This window comes from Thalassobacillus pellis (assembly GCF_016908295.1).
Lineage (GTDB): Bacteria > Bacillota > Bacilli > Bacillales > Halobacillaceae > Thalassobacillus > Thalassobacillus pellis.
The window spans coordinates 574,308-593,098 of sequence record NZ_JAFBDO010000003.1; the positions used below are offsets into that span (position 1 = coordinate 574,308).

General features: G+C 42.1%; 22 protein-coding genes. 11 read left to right on the plus strand and 11 right to left on the minus strand.

Translation table 11 applies throughout. From position 1 onward, the window contains the following. Positions 1 to 398 precede the first annotated feature (398 nt). Positions 399 to 1,217 carry a GNAT family N-acetyltransferase gene (locus JOC33_RS13415; protein WP_338054520.1) on the minus strand — a complete coding sequence of 273 codons (819 nt, stop codon included), beginning with the start codon at positions 1,215 to 1,217 and terminating at the stop codon, positions 399 to 401. 123 nt (positions 1,218 to 1,340) lie between these two features. Between JOC33_RS13415 and JOC33_RS13420 the strand changes: the two genes are divergently transcribed. Further along, positions 1,341 to 1,988, plus strand: coding sequence for a DUF3298 and DUF4163 domain-containing protein (locus JOC33_RS13420; RefSeq protein WP_205093015.1), 648 nt, complete (start codon positions 1,341 to 1,343; stop codon positions 1,986 to 1,988). A 348-nt stretch (positions 1,989 to 2,336) separates the two neighbouring features. On the opposite strand, the gene JOC33_RS13425 is transcribed toward JOC33_RS13420, so the two are convergent. The 4 genes from JOC33_RS13425 to JOC33_RS13440 form a co-directional block, all read right to left on the minus strand. Next, positions 2,337 to 2,459 carry a YfhE family protein gene (locus tag JOC33_RS13425; RefSeq protein ID WP_205093016.1) on the minus strand — a complete coding sequence of 41 codons (123 nt, stop codon included), beginning with the start codon at positions 2,457 to 2,459 and terminating at the stop codon, positions 2,337 to 2,339. 114 nt (positions 2,460 to 2,573) lie between these two features. Continuing rightward, on the minus strand, positions 2,574 to 3,122 hold the full coding sequence (locus JOC33_RS13430; protein ID WP_205093017.1) for a GNAT family N-acetyltransferase: 549 nt from the start codon (positions 3,120 to 3,122) through the stop codon (positions 2,574 to 2,576). A 452-nt stretch (positions 3,123 to 3,574) separates the two neighbouring features. After that, positions 3,575 to 4,696, minus strand: a complete 1,122-nt coding sequence (locus JOC33_RS13435; RefSeq protein WP_205093018.1) for an amidohydrolase — start codon at positions 4,694 to 4,696, stop codon at positions 3,575 to 3,577. A gap of 94 nt (positions 4,697 to 4,790) precedes the next feature. Further along, positions 4,791 to 5,699 (minus strand): TIGR01777 family oxidoreductase, encoded by a 909-nt coding sequence (locus JOC33_RS13440; protein ID WP_205093019.1) that lies wholly within the window; start codon positions 5,697 to 5,699, stop codon positions 4,791 to 4,793. A 95-nt stretch (positions 5,700 to 5,794) separates the two neighbouring features. On the opposite strand from JOC33_RS13440, the gene recX reads away from it, so the two are divergent. Beyond that, positions 5,795 to 6,610, plus strand: a complete 816-nt coding sequence (recX, locus tag JOC33_RS13445) for a recombination regulator RecX (RefSeq protein ID WP_205093020.1) — start codon at positions 5,795 to 5,797, stop codon at positions 6,608 to 6,610. 272 nt (positions 6,611 to 6,882) lie between these two features. Here recX and JOC33_RS13450 read toward each other — a convergent pair whose 3' ends face one another. Beyond that, entirely contained in the window at positions 6,883 to 7,677 is a 795-nt protein-coding gene (locus JOC33_RS13450; RefSeq protein ID WP_205093021.1) for an HAD family hydrolase, read from the minus strand. A gap of 118 nt (positions 7,678 to 7,795) precedes the next feature. On the opposite strand from JOC33_RS13450, the gene glcT reads away from it, so the two are divergent. The 3 genes from glcT (at position 7,796) to JOC33_RS13465 (ending at position 11,197) form a co-directional block, all read left to right on the plus strand. Then, the gene (gene glcT / locus JOC33_RS13455; RefSeq protein ID WP_205093022.1) at positions 7,796 to 8,638 is read left to right on the plus strand and encodes a glucose PTS transporter transcription antiterminator GlcT; all 843 of its coding nucleotides are present in this window, start codon (positions 7,796 to 7,798) and stop codon (positions 8,636 to 8,638) included. Positions 8,639 to 8,857: 219 nt separating this feature from the next. After that, positions 8,858 to 10,897: a glucose-specific PTS transporter subunit IIBC gene (ptsG, locus tag JOC33_RS13460; protein ID WP_205093023.1), complete on the plus strand. Its 2,040-nt coding sequence runs from the start codon at positions 8,858 to 8,860 to the stop codon at positions 10,895 to 10,897. A 33-nt stretch (positions 10,898 to 10,930) separates the two neighbouring features. After that, positions 10,931 to 11,197 carry a phosphocarrier protein HPr gene (locus JOC33_RS13465; RefSeq protein ID WP_205093024.1) on the plus strand — a complete coding sequence of 89 codons (267 nt, stop codon included), beginning with the start codon at positions 10,931 to 10,933 and terminating at the stop codon, positions 11,195 to 11,197. A 311-nt stretch (positions 11,198 to 11,508) separates the two neighbouring features. Here JOC33_RS13465 and JOC33_RS13470 read toward each other — a convergent pair whose 3' ends face one another. Then, the gene (locus JOC33_RS13470; protein ID WP_205093025.1) at positions 11,509 to 12,168 is read right to left on the minus strand and encodes an SDR family NAD(P)-dependent oxidoreductase; all 660 of its coding nucleotides are present in this window, start codon (positions 12,166 to 12,168) and stop codon (positions 11,509 to 11,511) included. A 90-nt stretch (positions 12,169 to 12,258) separates the two neighbouring features. Between JOC33_RS13470 and JOC33_RS13475 the strand changes: the two genes are divergently transcribed. Beyond that, positions 12,259 to 12,594 (plus strand): YfhH family protein, encoded by a 336-nt coding sequence (locus JOC33_RS13475; RefSeq protein ID WP_205093026.1) that lies wholly within the window; start codon positions 12,259 to 12,261, stop codon positions 12,592 to 12,594. 53 nt (positions 12,595 to 12,647) lie between these two features. Here the strand turns inward: JOC33_RS13475 and JOC33_RS13480 are convergent, their stop codons facing one another. Next, on the minus strand, positions 12,648 to 12,818 hold the full coding sequence (locus tag JOC33_RS13480) for a YpzG family protein (RefSeq protein WP_205093027.1): 171 nt from the start codon (positions 12,816 to 12,818) through the stop codon (positions 12,648 to 12,650). Beyond that, on the minus strand, positions 12,818 to 12,982 hold the full coding sequence (sspK, locus tag JOC33_RS20375) for a small, acid-soluble spore protein K (protein ID WP_338054521.1): 165 nt from the start codon (positions 12,980 to 12,982) through the stop codon (positions 12,818 to 12,820). Before sspK ends, JOC33_RS13480 begins: the two co-directional genes overlap by 1 nt. Positions 12,983 to 13,099: 117 nt before the next feature. On the opposite strand from sspK, the gene JOC33_RS13490 reads away from it, so the two are divergent. After that, complete coding sequence (locus JOC33_RS13490) at positions 13,100 to 13,366, plus strand: YfhJ family protein (protein ID WP_205093029.1); 267 nt, start codon at positions 13,100 to 13,102, stop codon at positions 13,364 to 13,366. Between the two features lie 69 nt (positions 13,367 to 13,435). On the opposite strand, the gene JOC33_RS13495 is transcribed toward JOC33_RS13490, so the two are convergent. Next, entirely contained in the window at positions 13,436 to 14,428 is a 993-nt protein-coding gene (locus JOC33_RS13495; protein ID WP_205093030.1) for a metal-dependent hydrolase, read from the minus strand. A gap of 66 nt (positions 14,429 to 14,494) precedes the next feature. On the opposite strand from JOC33_RS13495, the gene mutY reads away from it, so the two are divergent. Then, positions 14,495 to 15,586: an A/G-specific adenine glycosylase gene (mutY, locus tag JOC33_RS13500; RefSeq protein ID WP_205093031.1), complete on the plus strand. Its 1,092-nt coding sequence runs from the start codon at positions 14,495 to 14,497 to the stop codon at positions 15,584 to 15,586. 8 nt (positions 15,587 to 15,594) lie between these two features. Here mutY and JOC33_RS13505 read toward each other — a convergent pair whose 3' ends face one another. Further along, a complete protein-coding gene (locus JOC33_RS13505) occupies positions 15,595 to 15,786 on the minus strand; it encodes a hypothetical protein (protein WP_205093032.1) in 192 nt (63 codons plus the stop codon). A 136-nt stretch (positions 15,787 to 15,922) separates the two neighbouring features. Here JOC33_RS13505 and JOC33_RS13510 point away from each other — a divergent pair, with 136 nt between their 5' ends. The 3 genes from JOC33_RS13510 (at position 15,923) to JOC33_RS13520 (ending at position 18,707) form a co-directional block, all read left to right on the plus strand. Continuing rightward, entirely contained in the window at positions 15,923 to 16,108 is a 186-nt protein-coding gene (locus tag JOC33_RS13510; RefSeq protein ID WP_205093033.1) for a gamma-type small acid-soluble spore protein, read from the plus strand. 219 nt (positions 16,109 to 16,327) lie between these two features. Beyond that, positions 16,328 to 16,855, plus strand: coding sequence for a nucleoside tri-diphosphate phosphatase (gene ntdP, locus JOC33_RS13515; RefSeq protein WP_205093034.1), 528 nt, complete (start codon positions 16,328 to 16,330; stop codon positions 16,853 to 16,855). An 82-nt stretch (positions 16,856 to 16,937) separates the two neighbouring features. Then, entirely contained in the window at positions 16,938 to 18,707 is a 1,770-nt protein-coding gene (locus tag JOC33_RS13520; RefSeq protein WP_205093035.1) for an ABC transporter ATP-binding protein, read from the plus strand. Positions 18,708 to 18,791 lie beyond the last annotated feature (84 nt).

Consider the following 18,791-nt stretch of genomic DNA (forward strand, 5'->3'; position numbering starts at 1 on the left):
CGGTATCCAAAACATTTATAATTGAATAATATAGACGCATAGCAATAGCGTTGGCCAAAGATGGAGCCTCCTGCGGGAACAGCGTGAGCCGAAGATCCACTTGGTTAAGCGATTTTCTTGACCAAGAAGGCTTTAGGCAGTTCCCACGGAAAGCGAAGTGTTGGACGAAGCGAAGGTATTGGATACACAAATAATCCGAACGATTTCAACGAAATCGTTCGGATTATTTTATACATTTAGAAAGTATAAAATTTTGCAAAGGATTTTTTCGACGTAGTGAAAATTTTAAAGTACCAAGTATAAGAAAAACTAAACGCATTAACTAAAGGACAAGTGAATGCGAGTTTTTCTAATGCTCTATTCAATTTTGTCCCAGCCTCATCATAGTATTGCTGGTATCAGCCAGGGACTTTAGCTTCTTTTTCAAAGGTGTGCATCATCCACATTCCAATGTCTTCAAATCCAAGGCGTTTATAGATATTACCTGCATCTGGATTATCATAAAACAGGCACAATGCTTTCCCTTCATTAAGCAACTCTCGACATAATTTAATCATGCAAGCGGAGGCATAGCCTTTCCGCTTGTATTCAGGCAATGTGCACACACCGACCACCATAGCAGACAGGCTGTTTTCCGCCGTTGTGGAAGCAGCTGACACTATTCTGCCCCCTTGGTCGATAAAAAAGGTGCGGGCAACTCCCTTTTTCATACCTCTCTCCATGCCCTCCTGTTGGGAATCACTTACCTCAAATTCAGGAGTTTTGCGATGAAGATCAACAATTGCCGGGATATCTTCTATGCTTGCTTGTTTCACCTCTGCTACTAATGAATGACCCTCAAGTTTACTTGAATCATTGCACTTGGCATAATATAAGGATCTGTTTTCCTTCATCTCCCGTTTAAGGTGGGGAATGATCTGGCTGGTGATTTCTTTAAGACCGGATAATACAGAAAAAGTTTCGTCTTTCTCCATAATTTCAGCGAATTCTTTACCATCAAATGAGTCATCCGCATAGGCAATGTAATTTCCATAGTACTTTAGAAGTACTGCTTTTAGCTTTCCGTCCTCTGTGAACTCTCCCCAAAGCTTTTGGAAATCTTGCTCATATCCGTAAGCCTCGATATCACCGATGATGAATAAATTTTCTGCCGGCCGTTGATTGACCAGGGCCATGCAGGAGTCATGGTCACTGGCAGTTATCTTTCTAATCATCATGCATTCCCCCAAATAATGAAATTGTACTTAATAATAGCAAAAATTAGAAAAAATACAAGGCATTTTTTGGCGATAACTTATCTTATTTAGGAGAAACTAACAAAAAAGGAAGGAGGCACACATATGCAAGTTACAAGAAGAATCGCTATTCTTACGGCAATGAACTTGTTCATGATGCTTTCACTCAATCATATCGAGGTTCAGGCGAATGATGTAGGGCTGTATGAAATGAAAAGGGTTGATGAAGTCAGTGATTCATTCGAAATTCATATAGAGTACCCCGTATTCAAAAAGCTGAAAGACAAAGAATTCCAGGAAAAACTGAACAAATTGGTAGAAGCAAGAGTCGAAACGAGCATCTCGGAGGTCAAAAAAGAAGCGGAAGGAAGCAGCGGTTTTCCGATATTGTATTATGGAGAATCCAAGATCATTACCAACAACAATTTTCATTCCGTTTTAATGACTAAAAACATATCCCGCGGAAATACCTTCAGCGGGGAAGTCCAATCGCTCAATTTCTATAACCAGTCGGATGCGGAATTAATCGCCTTAACAGATGTGATGGATTTAAGTAAAATAAATGAGGCTGTAACGAAACATATGGAAGCGGAAGCGGATAGTTATTTTATCGAGGAATTCAAAGGAGTACGTCCGGATACAGCATTTTATTTGGAGGACGATCAGCTTGTTCTCATGTTCAACAAATATGAAATAGCACCTGGGGTATATGGCACACCTGAAATCAAAATTCCTAGAAACCATCATTATTAAAAAAATACCGCTAGTCCTTATGAAAAGGGCTAGCGGCCAAGGACGATTGTCTCCAATTGATTCATTTTCAGGGGAGGAATCAATACATAAAGTATTCAGTGAGACAATCACTTATAAACAGTTATATCCACATACTTAACCCTTTATACATGAACTATCAACAAGTTTATCAACATTATCCACAAAACATAAAAGCTTTCCATGCACACATTTATCAACATAGGGGAGGTCGATACATCAGGCGTTAAAGCAGTTTATGAACATTGTCCTTGTGAATTGTGGATAACCTTGATGATAGTCAACAAAGGTTGTTATAAAATTATATACCCTAACTAAAGGAACTTAATCCTATGATTTTTTCGACTGGTTATATGCTTTGTCAGCTTTCTTGAATTCTTTGGCATATAATAATTCCTGAGTTTTAGACAATGATCCTTTTGCAGCACGCAGTGTTTGAGAAGTATTTTTCATGTAGTCTCGCCTCCATATTTCCTTTTTGTTTAAAGTGTCCAATCTTCCAATTGTCTATTCTAATGAAACAAGGGGATTCCAAAAAATAAAAAAAAAGACTTAAGCGGACAACACTTAAGCCTCGAGTACTTCCTCGGAGTCTTCCTCACGATAATAATGGAACATATATTGATCCCTGGTAATAGCGAATAAGTCATAGACATTTTCTTTTTCGTTAATATGCTCATATACCTCCGGGTAAGTTGTATTTGCGAGTGCCACATAGGGAAGTTTGAGTGCAGCTTTCATGGAACGAGGATTGGTGCGTCTGATTTTCATATAAATCGCTTCGATACCAAGCTGGAAAAACAATTCCTCAAAAAATGCATCCTTGGCTGGCCGATTATAACCTTTACCGAAAAAGGGCTGCCCGATCCATGTCGCAAGGAAGCCTTTGTTATCCTGAATATCGAATAAGTTGATGGTGCCAATCGGCTGCTGCCATTCATCCAGAATTGTTCTTGAAATAAGCTCCCCTTGTTCTTCCGCTTCCATTGTCTGTTTGGTCAAAAAGTAAAACTCATCGGTCGAATAAGCTTTATGACGTACAAAGGGAAAGACTTCAGGGTGGCTCATCAACTCAAACAATACCGGCACTTCATGCAAATCACGCTTTTTTAACATGAAAAACCCTCCTTATCTTATAAGGAGGGCAGTCGTGTCTCGTAAGGGATCTTACAGTGGACGCGACCACCCTCGAATTTTTATCAATTGCTCACAAAAATTCGGGGTGGGAATCGAACCCACTAGAACCAGTTTAACTGGTGGCGCACCATTTGCCTTCCCTTACTCCGCATCTTAGAAAATCAAAGATTTTTAACATGCTCATTGAGCTAATCATAATCGATTTTTTTAAAAAAGAAAATAGGCAAATCGAAAATTTTTTATAAAAAAATCGCGTTCATTCGACCTTCCGTGAATGCCTTAGTTTTTTTATACTTTCTAACCGTATAAAAAACTTCCGCACCAAAAAAGGCAGAAAAAAAGGAGAAAACAAATGCAACAAATCCCAGAATGTCATAGGAATAAACAATAGAAAAAACAGGCTGTTCAGATGAGCAGCCTGTTTTTTCTAATCATGCTTTATAGATAATTTTTCCATTAATCATTGTCCATATAGGTTTGGACATGAATTCGAAAGGATGGCCGTTCCAAAGAACGAGATCAGCATCCTTACCCACTTCAATCGAACCGACACGGTCGTCTACCCCAAGGTTTTTTGCCGGCAGAATTGTTATTCCTTCCAATGCTTTTTCAATAGCAAGACCTTCGCGTGCTGCGAGGGCAGCGCAGAGATTCAAGTATTGAATGGGGGTGTATGGATGATCTGTTGTGATTGAAACATCAATCCCATGATCTGTCAGAACCCGATAAGTATTCCAAGTTTTGTTTTTGAGTTCTATTTTTGAACGCCTGGTTAACGTCGGGCCAACGGAAACTTGTAAACCTCTGTCTGCAAGCTCTTCTGCAATCATATGTCCTTCCGTGCAGTGTTCAATGCGTAAGTCAAGATCAAATTCATCTGCGAAGCGGATAGCGCTGATAATATCATCAGCCCGATGTGCATGAATACGGACTGGTATTTCCTTTTTTAATGCCCGAACGATTGGAGCGACACGGTGTTCTTCTGGCTGATCGGTGTGTTTGGCATGGTAAAAAGTTTCCCGAAGCATTCCCATGATTCCAAGTCTGGTAATGGAATCATTCCTGGAAGTGGAATGAACACGCTTCGGGTTTTCACCGAGAGCGAGTTTTAGCCCGGCTGTATCACGCAAAAGCATGTTTTCAATATTTTTACCTGTGGTTTTTATGACGGAGGTCATACCGCCAATGATATTAGCACTTCCAGGCATGATATGGGCAGAGGTCACTCCAGCCTGGACAGCATCAAGAAAAGCCGGGTCCAATGTGTGTGCCCCATCCATCGCTCGAAGATGAGGAGTCATTGCTTCAATTGTTTCGTTTGCATCGCTGCCTGCCCAGCCTGTTCCTTCATCATATAGCCCGATATGGGTATGGACGTCTATGAATCCTGGGAAAAGCATCATACCTTTCCCGTCAATCAACTCTATATTCTCAGACTTTTTCAAGTTACTGCCGATAGCTATTATTTTACCGTCTTTAATACCCAATTCTCCGTTCCTGATCGGGGAAGAAGAGACTGGATAGATATGAACGTTCGTAATGATTGTTTGCATTCTGTTCGTGCCTTTCTATAATTCAATTATTACTATTATACTCGAAAGAAGTATTGCAGGGTATAGGCCCGTGAAAATATATTTTCTTGAAGGGTCAAGCAGAGGTGACGTAAATTTCTTCAAGTGCCTGTTTTAATTCTGGATATTGAAATCTGTATCCGAGCTCTTCTGCCTTTTTCGGCAGTACATGCTGTCCATCTAGTACGAGTGTGCTCATTTCACCCAGGACTGTCTTGACAGCAAAAGCAGGTGCAGGCAGCCAATGGGGCCTTCCAAGCACAGTTCCGAGTATCTGTCCGAAGTCTTTATTTCGTTTTGGGTTTGGCGCTGTAGCATTGACAGGGCCTGTGACATGTTTATTAGTCAGGGCAAATTCAATCAGGCCGATGAGGTCATCGACATGGATCCAGGACATCCACTGTTCTCCGGAGCCGACTTGGCCACCTGCCATAAGCTTGTAAGGAATGGCTATTCTCGGTAATGCACCTTCTTCACCAAGGACCACACCGAAGCGTAGAAAGGCGGTCCGGACTCCGAGCTTTTCCGCCTGCGCCGCACGGGATTCCCACTCACTGACCACTTCAGCAAGAAAACCGTCCCCGGGTGTTGTGGTTTCTTCTGTAAATGCCTCCGTTTCCGAATTACCATAAAATCCTACTGCCGAGCCATTAACCAATACTTCTGGTTTTTTATCCAATTTTTCAATGAGCTGTAAAATTCCTTCTGTAGCTTCGATACGGCTGTCCAGGATGCTTTGTTTCTTTTTTTTCGTCCATCTGCCATTGATGGATTCACCGGCAAGATTGACGATGGCATCTAGGTCACTCAGTTGTGCTTCGGGGGTAAATTCATCCTTCAACCAGCCAACGTAAGTCCGGTATTCACTATTCTCATATTTATCTGGATTGCGAGTGAGGATATAGACGTGGTGGCCTTGGCTGTTAAGGTTGTCCGCCAATCGGCTGCCAATAAAGCCAGTGCCGCCTGTAATAGCGATTTTCATGGAAAATTCCTCCTTGTTTAAATAATATTAATCAATCAGTCCCAAAGAACGAATTATAAACAACAGCATGCTAAAATGAGGGAGAGGTGACGTATATGGCAAAAATCTCTCGGATAACTACTCAGAAGAAAAACAAACAACGATTTAATATATTTTTGGATCATGGGCAAGGAGAATCGTATGGATTCAGTGTTTCTGAAGATCTGTTAGTCAAAGAAGCTCTTCATAAAGGTATGGAACTGGACATGCCTACGATCGAAGCCCTAATTGAAAAAGACGACCTTCATAAGTCCTTTTCCCTCGCAATCAATTATTTAAGCTATCGAATGCGTTCGGAAAAAGAAATGCGTGATTACCTGGAAAAGAAAGAAACAGATCACGAACAAGTTGAAGTGATTATCAAACGTCTTTATGAGGAAAAACTATTAGATGACCAGGAATTCGCAAATTCCGTGGTCAGAAGCAGTATCCACACATCGAGCAAAGGTCCGTTAATGATTAAGAAAAGCTTAATGGAAAAGGGGGTTTCTGCCCAAAAAGCAGAACAGGCATTAGAACACTTCCCTTTTAGTCAACAATATGAGAAAGCGATGAAATTCGCTCAGAAAAAAATGCAAACGGATAGTAAAAAGTCATATCGGCAGCAAATTCAAGCCCTACAGCAGACATTGATGCAAAAAGGTTACAAGAATGATGTCATTCAGGAGGTGCTTGCAAATCTTCCTGCAGAAGAAAAGGAGCAAGAGGAATGGCAGGCAGTTGTTTATCAGGGGGAAAAGCTCTTGCGAAAGTATGAACGGAAAGCTGAGGGGTATGAATTAAAACAAAAAATTAAAGCAGCTTTATACCGGAAAGGATTCGGTATGGATGATATCCAGCGATTTTTAGATGAATACGTAGAAAAAGAATGAGGCTGGGAAATAAGTATGGTTCTAGAAACGAACGAGTCTTATATACAGAGAGCATTACGTCCATATAAGCAGACTTTTTTTGTGAACAGCACGAGTCGAAGATCCACCTGGGCAAGTGATTGCTTGACAAAGAATGCTTGAGGCCGCCATGGAAAGCGAATTGTTTGGATGAAGCAATGGTAAAAATATTTCCTGGTAACAAATAATCCGAACTGATTTAATGAAATAGTTCGGATTATTTTATGCTTTATTCTATTTTTCCCCAGCCTCATTCAGGTTGTTTGTTTTATTTTTAAATCATCGATGGCTTCATAAACATGGTCCACCACATGCCTTGCTTCTTTTTGGACATCTGGATGGGCAGTTCGCATTGCATAGCTGTGTTCGGAAATCTGGAACATAGGAATGTCATTGAAAGAGTCACCGATTACAGCAATTTCGTCTGGCTTGAGGCCAATGGCGTTCACTAGAGCATGAAGGGCATTCCCTTTATTGATTCCTTTAGGCACAAGATCCACACACGTTTCATGGGAGACGAAACAGTCGAGCTCGCTTCCGTAAGTCGCTGCAATTTTCTTTTGTAAAGCCATGATAGCGTGCTCCTTGCCATGGACAGTTATCTTGGAGGCTTCTAACTTACCATCAAGGTTGTTTGCTAATTCGGGGTCAATTAAGATTTCATGGAAAAGTTGTGCCGATATCACGTCAATCCATTCGTTATGCTGATGGCTATAAGTCTTGTCTGCTGTGGAGACGGTAGTGACGAGCGGCTCTTGAATGATGTCCTCAAAAACTTTTTTTGCAAGGGCAGTATCAAAAGTACTGGAATTAAGTTGAGTTCCGTCGCTTTGATAAACAAAGGCACCATTTTGACTGACACGGTGTCCCTGGCAGCCAAGCTGTTCTAAAACGGCGGAGATTTCATGATCCATTCTGCCTGAAGCAACAGCAAATTCAACACCTTGTCCAGCGAGATCGCTGATTGCTTTTTTATCAGTATCATTTATATAATGATTCATGCCAAGCAGTGTACCGTCCAAGTCAGTGACAAATAATTTAATTTTCATTCGCTTAACTCCCTTCGATATGCAACAATAGACAATAGACGCCTTTACTATTGTAAACATTGAAAACGCTTTACAACCAAGTGAAACGATCGGAGAGGGCTGGAATGAGGAGGATAGCATGAAGAGGGAAGTAGTCATCGGGAAAGTATTAAATAATAATGTTGTCATTGCCGGCCATCCCTACTATAAAGAAGTCGTACTGATCGGGAAAGGAATTGGATTCAACAGGCAAAAGGGTGATACGCTGCCTGCAGATCAGGCGGATAAAACCTTCTTACTGCGTGATGAAAAACAGAAAGAACAATACGTTAATCTGCTGCCATTTATCGATGAAACATTCATCGATTTCATGAATGATATCATGCATTACATTGAAGACCGTATGGCCCAGCCTCTTAATGAACACATTCATGTGGCGTTGACAGATCATATCGCATTTGCCATTAACCGGGCTAAGAATGATATGCAATTCCATAATCCTTTCCTGTTTGAAATTGAAGCCATATACCCAAAGGAATACCAGGTAGCCTGTGAAGTTGTAGATAAAATTACGAGTTACGCAGATATAGCTTTTCCTGAAGGGGAAGTAGGTTTTGTCGCGCTGCATATCCATAGTGCCATAACCGATAAATCATTGAGTGATATCAATCAGCATTACCAGCTTATTTCACAGCTGATAAAGGTGGTGGAAGATGCCTTCGATATCCGCTTAGATAAGCAGAGCGTTGATTATCACCGGTTAGTCCAGCACTTGCGTCGTGCCATTGACCGGATTCATGTAGGGGAAGAGATTGGCAAAGAAAACCGACTCGCAGAAATGTTGAAAAGAGAGTATCCATTATGCTACAATTTATCGTGGAAACTGATTAAAGTGATGCAAAGGCAACTAAACAGACCAGTCGATGAATCGGAGGCTATATACTTAACGATTCATCTGCAACGATTAACCCATAAATCTTGACAAAACGTGTTACTGATACGATCAGGCATGAGTGAAGAAGGTTTTTGAGGAATTCATTGGGGGAAGTGTACCCATTGAAGCCCACGAACCTTTTTGCACTCATGCCTTTTATTTTTGTCATTATCCTTGTTAAGTATGGAATAATAAGAACTTCACCCATTACTGTAAGCGGTTCATCGGCATGGTCTGGGCATCACATTAAAAAAAGGAGGAAATGATATGTTCAAAAACGCTTTTGGGACATTGCAAAAAGTCGGTAAAGCATTAATGCTGCCGGTTGCATTGCTTCCCGCAGCAGGTATCCTGCTTGCATTCGGAACCACCTTCCAACAAGAGAGCTTTCTTGAGAGGGTACCAGCATTTCGTGCTGACTGGATTCAGACCTTTTCTCAGGTGATGGAAGCCTCCGGCGGCATCGTCTTTGATAATCTTGCATTGCTCTTTGCAGTCGGGGTAGCTATCGGTCTCGCAGGAGGGGATGGTGTTGCTGGTCTTGCTGCAATCATCGGTTATTTAATCATGAATGTGACGATGGGAGTACTCGGCAATGTTACAGCAGACATGGCGGGAAATGATCCAGCCTATGCCGAAGTTCTCGGCGTACCAACTTTGCAGACAGGTGTATTTGGTGGTATCATAGTCGGTATTTTAGCCGCCTACTTATATCGAAAATATTTCAATATTGAATTGCCGCAGTTCCTGGGTTTCTTTGCAGGTAAACGGTTTGTTCCGATTATTACTGCTTTTGCTTCCTTGTTTTTAGGAATACTTATGCTTTTGGTATGGCCATATGCACAGAATGGATTGAACGCATTATCCCATTTCATGCTTAATTCAAACATTCATATATCAGCGTTTGTTTTCGGAGTGATTGAACGTTCGTTGATTCCATTCGGCCTGCACCATATTTTCTATTCACCGTTCTGGTTCGAGTTCGGTTCTTATGTCAATAAAGCTGGTGAAGTCGTCCGCGGTGACCAGCAGATCTTTTTCGCCCAATTAAGGGATGGCGTAGAATTTACAGCAGGAACATTCATGACAGGAAAGTTCCCTTTCATGATGTTCGGACTCCCGGCAGCAGCATTGGCGATATATCATACGGCTAAGCCGGAACGAAAAAAAGCAGTCGGTGGTATTATGGCTTCGGCTGCGTTGACTTCCTTTTTAACTGGTATTACAGAACCAATTGAATTCTCCTTTTTGTTTGTTGCACCATTATTGTTCGGAATCCATGCCATTTTTGCAGGGCTGTCATTTATGACAATGTCGTTATTGGATGTAAAAATCGGGCAGACCTTTTCAGGTGGGTTGATTGACTTTATTTTGTTCGGTGTCCTGCCTAACCGTACCGATTGGTGGTGGGTCATCATCGTAGGTGCCTTGTTCGCGGTCATTTATTACTTTGGCTTCCGCTGGGCTATTCTTAAGTTCAACCTTGCTACACCTGGCCGTGAAGATGAAGCAGAAGATGAAGATGCCGACAGTGAAATTGGTGACCTGCCTTATGAAATATTAGAGGCCATGGGTGGTAAGAAAAACATTGCCCATCTGGATGCTTGTATTACTCGGCTCCGTGTTTCTGTCAATGAGAAGGGCGAAGTAAACAAAAACCGACTGAAAAAATTAGGCGCCTCCGGGGTTATGGAAGTAGGCAACAACATCCAGGCCATTTTCGGACCGCGTTCAGACAGTTTGCGAGGACAGATGCAAGACATCATAAATGGGAAGGAACCACGCCCGCGAAAAGAAAGCCCTGAGAAAATCTCAAGGGAAGCGGACGAAGCTGAAATTCCTGTTGGTGGAGAAGACTTTAACTTTGTCAGCCCATTGCAAGGTGAAATTCTTCCTCTTAAAGAAGTGCCTGACCAAGTATTTTCTGGTAAGATGATGGGAGACGGTTTTGCGATCAAGCCAACAGACGGGAAAGTAGTATCGCCTGTCAATGGTAAAATCCTCAATGTCTTCCCGACCAAGCATGCTATTGGTATCCAGGCTGAAAATGGAATGGAAATCCTCATCCATATCGGTATTGATACAGTTAAACTAAAAGGGGAAGGATTTGAGTCTCTAATTGAAGAAGGCGAAGAAGTTAAACAGGGACAAACGTTGATGAATGTGAACCTGGAATACATCAATGAGCACGCCACTTCCACAATCACCCCAATCATTTTCACAAATTTGCAGGAGGGGCAGGAAGTCACACTTGCAAAACCTGGAGATGTGCGTCATAATGACCCAGGTATCATTGAAATCAACTGATCAATCATATAAATAAAAGGAGAGAGTCTAAACATGGTAGAACAAACAATGAAAATTACAGCAGCGGATGGTGTACACGCACGTCCAGCTACATCTTTGGTTCAGGTTGCAGGTCAATATCAAAGTGATGTGAACCTTGAGTACCGGGAAAAATCCGTTAACTTGAAATCAATCATGGGTGTCATGTCCCTTGGTATTCCGAAAGATGCAGATATCAAAATCACTGCTGATGGTGACGATGAGAAAGAAGCACTTGATGCAGTAGTGAGTAAAGTAAAAGAAGAAGGTCTTGGAGAGTAAAAAGGAAAAGCTGCCGTCCAGCAAAGTTGGACGGCAGCTTTTTTTGCACATTTTTGAGTTATGAGGAACAAGAAGAAAGATTAAACTTACCTTTGGCCGTGCAGACTGCAAGCATCCGCCAATATATGTTCTGGCGAGCATATTTACCCGCTGAACGATCGTATTCTGGCAACGAACGAGCATATTTCACAGCTGGGCGATCATATTCTGATCGGCGAGTACCCTCTGCCGTACAGATGCTTATAGATTATAAAGGACTTTTTCCGTGGTCTTTTCATAAGCTTGTCGAATGTGAGGAAGGCGCTTTTTAATTAGGAATCTACTTTAATTTGTTCACGGCCGTCGTCTTCCTGGAAAATATGCTCGGCGACTACTTCTGGATGTTTAAGACGATCAGGGTCGGTGACATGGTCGCTATTATCCCAAAACGGTGTATTCATTCCGCCCATATACACAGCTGTAGCGGTAATTCCTGTTTCCGCCCACTCTTTCTGCAAACTTTCCGTAAATCCTCTTACAGCGAATTTACTGGCACAGTATGCAGCCTCATTAACTTTTCCCCTAAGTCCTGCCGTGGAAATGATATTGAGTACACGACCATTTGCTTTTATTAAAAATGGCACGGCCGCTTTCGTCATAAGTATCGTTCCTTTGACATTTGTATCCAGCATATTTTCTAATTGCGAGGTTGTTAAAGAAGATAAGTTGCCAAAATATCCAACACCAGCATTGTTGATCAGAATATCTAGTTCATCCATCTGCCTGACAGCTTCGTCCACAGATGCAGGCTCCGTAACGTCACAGATAATCGATTCAGCAGTACCGCCGTTTTCCGAAATTTCCTTTACGACAAGAGAAAGCTGGTTCTCTGTGCGGCCTAATAAATAGATAGTATGACCTGCTTTGGCATAGCGATGGGCTAGAGCCCTGCCAAGTCCTGTTCCTCCGCCAGTTATCATTACTTTTCCCACAAGATGCTCCCCTTTCATCTTTCTTTCCATTTTCCATTGTGACGAATGGTTGATAAAATGTAAATAGCTAACAACAGGAGGGGACTTTTCATGGAACGACGGTATAGCGACATGACAATGGAAGAATTAAGGCAGGAAGTAAGCGAGTTAACAGAGAAAGCACGAAAAGCAGAGCAAATGGGAATGGTAAATGAATATGCCGTTTATGAACGGAAAATAATCATGGCTAAATCCTATATGATGAACCCTGCTGATTTTAAAGCAGGGGAAACATATGAAATCGAAGGGGCACCGGGATACAGGTTCAAAATTGCCTTTATGAACGGTACCTTTGCATGGGGAACACGACTTGATACACAAAATGAAATAGCCGGGGAAGAGGAAGAAGCACTTCCGATTTCCATGCTTGGTGAAAAAATACGATAAGAGAAAAACAAAGCGCACCAATTTCCGGAGGTGCGCTTTGTTGATGAAGTGTACTAGCTGCGTTTATTCATTTGTACTTGGGTGATGATTTCTGATTGGCTCTGTCTCGTTTCACCGTTCACCTGATGAGCAGCATGTTTAGGGTTTGCTCTTGGCGAGTCGAACGGATCACTGTATAAGTTTTCGTAAAAAGCTTTATGGGTACGCTTTTGTTTTTTAGCCATTAGAATTCACCTTGTCCTTTATCCAGACGGTGAGAGGATCTCGCCATTCGTTGTTGTGGGCGGGTATTGATTGTCCCATTCGCTCGTTTAGAAGAAAACTCCGCTTTTGCCCGAGGTTCACCATTCAGTTTCTTTTCAGGAAATCCGACCGTTTTATTACGCACGCTTTTCGACCCCCTGTAAAAAATTGCACCTTGTGATGCTTCCTTAGTTTGTGCAATTTGGGAGTTGCTATGTGATACAATAAAGAAGTAATCTTTGGGAACGGCGAGGTGAGATATATGGAAGAAATATTCCAGCGTCTGGCAGAAAAACTTTATCATAAAAATGATTCCCTAACGATAGATGAAGCCAGAACGTGGGTGGAACTGTTATGGGAAGATTTTGAAGTTACCCGTGCCAAAGCAGGCCATGACTACGAAGGAAAAACGATGACTGAGCGGATTGTTACGCAGTGGATCGACAACTACGGGCCGAGATTGCATGAATTTCTGACAGAAAACCCTAAATATAAAGCGATGCTTGAAAAGAAAGGCCCTTCCCATTAAAAAGAGGCTGCCTCCCAAGTGCCCGGCAAACATGCCAGGCACTTTCTATTGAGCCAGCCTTACACCTTTTTAGGAATCGATCGGAATGGGGTCAAGCTTCGTTTTTAGCTTTTCTTCGGAAAACACCCATCCTGTATAGGAGTTCATGATATCGAGTGTAGCATCATCAATTTGAGCTACTGCAACGAAGGGATAGCGCCCGTTTGACCTGTAACGTAAATCGATGAACCTCACTTCGGTATGCTCGTTATAGTACGTCATTTCCCATCTGTAGACAGGTGAAAAGGAAAGGAAAGCCTTGATATTATGGTCTGTCATTGCCTTTTCCATGATGGGATCATCTTCAGGAATGGTCTGGCGAGGGAATTCATCCAGGATTGTGATATGACCATTGACTGCCCTGCCGACATAATAGTGGTTTTTCGTAGTGATTGCTATTCTCCAGATGTTCTGTTTTAGAGTCGGGGATGTTGCAATCAGTTCAACATTTTCAAAATGCTGATGGATGAGCTTGACCATTTCCCGCTTATCGAAGTACCGCTTTACATAATAAAGGGCAATCACGAAATATATGATCAGCCAGGTAATTCCAGGGTTTGCCCCCAGATTCCAGGCCACAATTCCGACAAGATGCATCAGGAAAATGTATAGGTCAAACGTATTGATAAACCCATAGGCGACCCATCGTCTTGTGAAAGGGCGGTATGCCTGTGTTCCATACGCATTGAAAACGTCAACGAAAACATGACATATGACTGCGAGAAACGTCCACAGCCATAAATGCAGAAAGCTTACATCTGCCGTAAACGCATGAATGATGCCTGCAATGGATAAACCCCAAAATATTACTGCCGGGATGGAATGGGTGATTCCTCGATGATGACGTATATAAATTGCGTTATTTTTTAATTTAAGTATCGTATCAAAATCAGGGGCTTGAGATCCGACCATGGTACCGATTAACACCGCGTTAAACAGTGCAGGGTTGCTTTGGACGACCGGGTCAAGCGTGGCTAGTCCGCCAAGGGCTACACCCATGACGACATGTGTGCCGGTATCCATCAGAGTTCCTCCTTTGGTTGTATCTGAGTTGCTTTTTACATCATTGTATATTAAAGGGTGATTGGCTTGAATAACAACTACGATCAATTAACTGATTACTTACAAGGATTTGACCATTTATCCTTTCAGAAGGACTTAATTGAATGGTTTAATATCGAACAGCGAAAATTACCATGGAGAGTAAGTAAGGATCCTTATCGCGTTTGGGTCTCCGAAATAATGCTTCAGCAGACCAAAGTCGATACGGTTATTCCTTACTTCAACCATTTTATCAACAAATTCCCCACGCCTGAAGCCCTGGCTGATGCTGACGAGCAGGAAGTATTGAAAGCGTGGGAGGGTCTAGGTTACTATTCCCGTGCTCGCAACCTGCAAAACGCTATTCGTGAAGTTGTCGAAGTATATGGCGGAGATATACCACACACTCCAAAACAGCTTGGTGATCTGAAAGGGGTTGGTCCTTATACTAAAGGAGCGATCCTCAGTATCGCTTTTGACCAGCCGGAACCAGCGGTAGATGGGAATGTCATGCGGGTAATGGCCAGAATACTGTTAATCGATGAGGACATAGCTAAACAAAGAACAAGAAAGCTTTTTGAAGCAATTATACGGGAGATCATTTCAAAAAAGGATCCTTCTTCCTTCAATCAGGGATTGATGGAATTAGGGGCCATTGTTTGTACTCCCAAAAAGCCTTCATGCTTATTATGTCCTGTTCAAAGCCATTGTAAAGCCTACCAGCAGGGGATGGAAGATGAACTTCCGATCAAGTCAAAATCAAAAAAGCAGAAACGGATTCCTTACACCGGGGTATTGGTAACAAACCAAGAAGGAAAAGTACTGATTCAAAAACGGCCGGAAAATGGTCTTCTTGCAAATCTTTGGGAATTTCCGATGGCTTTGTTAGAAGAAGCACCAGATACCGGAAGTTTGTCCGAATGGTTCCATCTCAATTATGGCCTGACAATTACAACAAAGCCTTCGATTGATAAAATCAGGCATGTTTTTTCCCACCTCATTTGGGAAATAGATGTAGTTCCAGGCGTTGTTGAAGGAAATGTTTCCACCAATTCACGTGCAAAATTTGTTTCACTGGATGAGTTGGAAAAATACCCATTTCCAGTCTCTCATCAGAAAATAGCCCAACACCTCAGGTGAAAAAGAAATTAATCTTCTTTTAATTTCATTCCGCCTCTGCTGATGATTTCTTCATTGATTTCCCTTAACATTGTGGTCCCTTCCTGATTCAGGTAAGGGGCTATTTGGGATAGGGCATAATGGAAGTAGCTAAGCTCTTGTTCCTTCCACTGATGTTTACTTAACATGGTGAGTTCTCCCATATCACGGCCATCATACATAACAGGTCGCCTCCTTTTTTATTAGTATGAATAGAAGCCATGATCACTATGCAGTAATTGTATTTTTATGGAAATTTAATTTCTGCGGATAATGATTGTCCAATTGGGTAATCTAATTCTTGCGGAGGTGATAAAGATGGCTAAACAACAACAAAACCAACAAAACCCAAGCAAAACTAACGCTCAACAAGTAAGACAGCAAAACCAACAAGCTGCACAACGTCAAGGTCAACAACAGCAGTTTGGTGCGGAATTTGCTTCTGAGACTGATGCTCAAGAAGTTCGTAAACAAAACCAACAGTCTCAAGCTAAAAAGAAATAACTAAGATCCCCCGAATCTTTTAAAGATGCTGGCATAAGCAGCTGCTGAACAACGTCAAGCCACACATTTCCTGATCAGGAAATGTGTGGCTTGATCTATTTTTGGATACATAACCCTAATCCCAACGCTTATGTTTTCTTTTAGACAAAGATATCGTTATAATGGATAGAAGATGCCAAGGAACGGAGTTATGAGACGACTTGAAGGAAGGGAGATTTTATGTCTGCACCAGAGCCAGGACAATCAATCCAGATACAAAGCTATAAACATAACGGAAAGCTCCATCGCGTTTGGGATAGTACCATGGTGCTGAAAGGAACGCGGAATGTTGTCATTGGAGCGAATGACCGCACGATTGTGACAGAAAGTGATGGGCGGACATGGATGACCCGTGAGCCAGCGATTTGTTACTTTCATTCAAAGCATTGGTTCAATATCATCGGGATGCTTCGCAATGATGGTGTATATTATTATTGTAATATCAGTTCTCCTTTTGTATATGATGAAGAGGGAGTAAAATATATTGATTATGATCTCGATGTAAAAGTATTTCCTGATATGACCTACAACTTGCTGGATGAGGATGAGTATGAACAGCACAAACAGGAAATGAACTATCCTAAGGTGCTCGACCGGATTCTTCATAATAATGTAGATACACTTGTCCGGTGGGTCCGCCAGCGGAAGGGACCATTCTCCCCGGAATTTATTGACCAGTGGTATGAACGATATTTGACATACAGGTAAGAAAGGAACCAGCCGCGATCCTGCATACCAGGCGCGGCTTCCTGCTTGCTCCCGGCAAGTTTAACAGAAGAGGTGAAACAATATGAGCAGTATAAAAAGATATATGACATTCGTTCGGCCATACAAAAAGAAAATCTTTTTTACGATTTTGATCGGAGTCATTAAATTTTCCATACCTTTATTAATGCCGCTGATCATCAAATATGTCATTGATGAAATCATCGGTGGCGATATGTCCCAATCGGAGCAAATCAATCAATTATTGTGGCTGATGGGAGGGGCTTTCCTGGTCTTTTTCATTCTGCGTCCTCCCGTTGAATATCTCCGACAGTATTATGCTCAGTGGATCGGAAGTAAAATTTTGTACGATATCCGTGATAAACTTTTTGATCATATTCAGAAATTGAGCCTGCGTTTTTATTCACAGACAAAAACAGGTGAAATCATCTCCAGGGTTATTCATGATGTCGAACAGACAAAGACATTTGTCATCACGGGCTTAATGAACATTTGGCTTGATATGTTTACCATCGTAATTGCGATTATCATTATGCTTAATATGGACATTTGGCTTACGTTAGTAGCCATTTCTTTATTCCCGCTATATGGCTTGGCGATCAAATTCTTTTATGTGAAACTGCGGCGATTGACACGGGACCGTTCACAAGCATTAGCGCAAGTACAGGGCCATTTGCACGAACGTGTACAGGGAATGCCTGTCATACGGAGCTTTGTCTTGGAGGATTATGAACAGGGACAGTTTGATACCCAGAACACCAACTTTCTTGATAAGGCTATCAAGCATACGAACTGGAATGCGTACACCTATTCCGTTACAAATACGATTACTGATCTTGCACCGTTACTCGTAATTACGTTTGCTGGTTATCAGGTAATTACCGGTAATTTGACAGTCGGTACGATGGTGGCTTTTGTCGGTTATATGGATCGTGTCTACAATCCATTACGAAGGCTCGTGAACTCTTCCACCGTGTTGACACAATCAATAGCGTCGATGGACAGGGTTTTCGAATTCATGGACGAGAAATACGATATTGCTGACAAAGAAAATGCCAAACCGCTTAAACAGGTTTCGGGGAATGTTACCTTTGATAAGGTTACCTTCCGCTATGGGCCTGAAGAGCCAGTGGTATTGAAGGACCTGTCTCTGGATGTAAAACAAGGGGAAACAATTGCTTTTGTAGGGATGAGTGGAGGAGGAAAATCTACTCTAATCAGCCTGATTCCCCGTTTTTACGATGTGGAGTCTGGACGGATCCTCGTAGATGGAGAAGATATCCGGGATGTACAAGCGCGCACCCTCAGGGATAAAATCGGAATGGTACTCCAGGATAATATTCTGTTCAGTGAATCCATTGCTATGAATATTAAAATGGGTAACCCAGATGCGTCAGAAGAGGAAATGATCGAGGCAGCAAAAGCGGCCAACGCCCATGACTTCATCATGGAACTGCCTAACGGTTATGATACGCTGGTCGGCGAGCGGGGAGTGAAACTTTCCGGCGGACAGAAGCAACGTGTAGCTATCGCACGTGTTTTCCTTAAAAATCCGCCCCTGCTCATATTAGATGAAGCTACATCGGCCCTTGATTTAGAAAGTGAACATTTGATCCAGGAAGCATTAGAAAAATTAGCATCTGACCGGACAACTTTCATTGTTGCCCACAGACTGTCTACCATCACCCATGCCGACCGGATCGTTTTAATTGAGAATGGAGAAATCAAGGAATCTGGCTCCCATGAAGAATTAATGGGTCTCCGTGGCGGTTATTATAATCTCTACCAGGTTCAGGAATTGGATGAGACAAAAACAGAATACTTGGGAACATAAAGGGAGGAATTCCTCTCTGGCTGCCGGGAAACTCCCTGGCAGCTTTTTTTATGCCCATTTAGGTAAGAAAGAAAGCTTTTACCC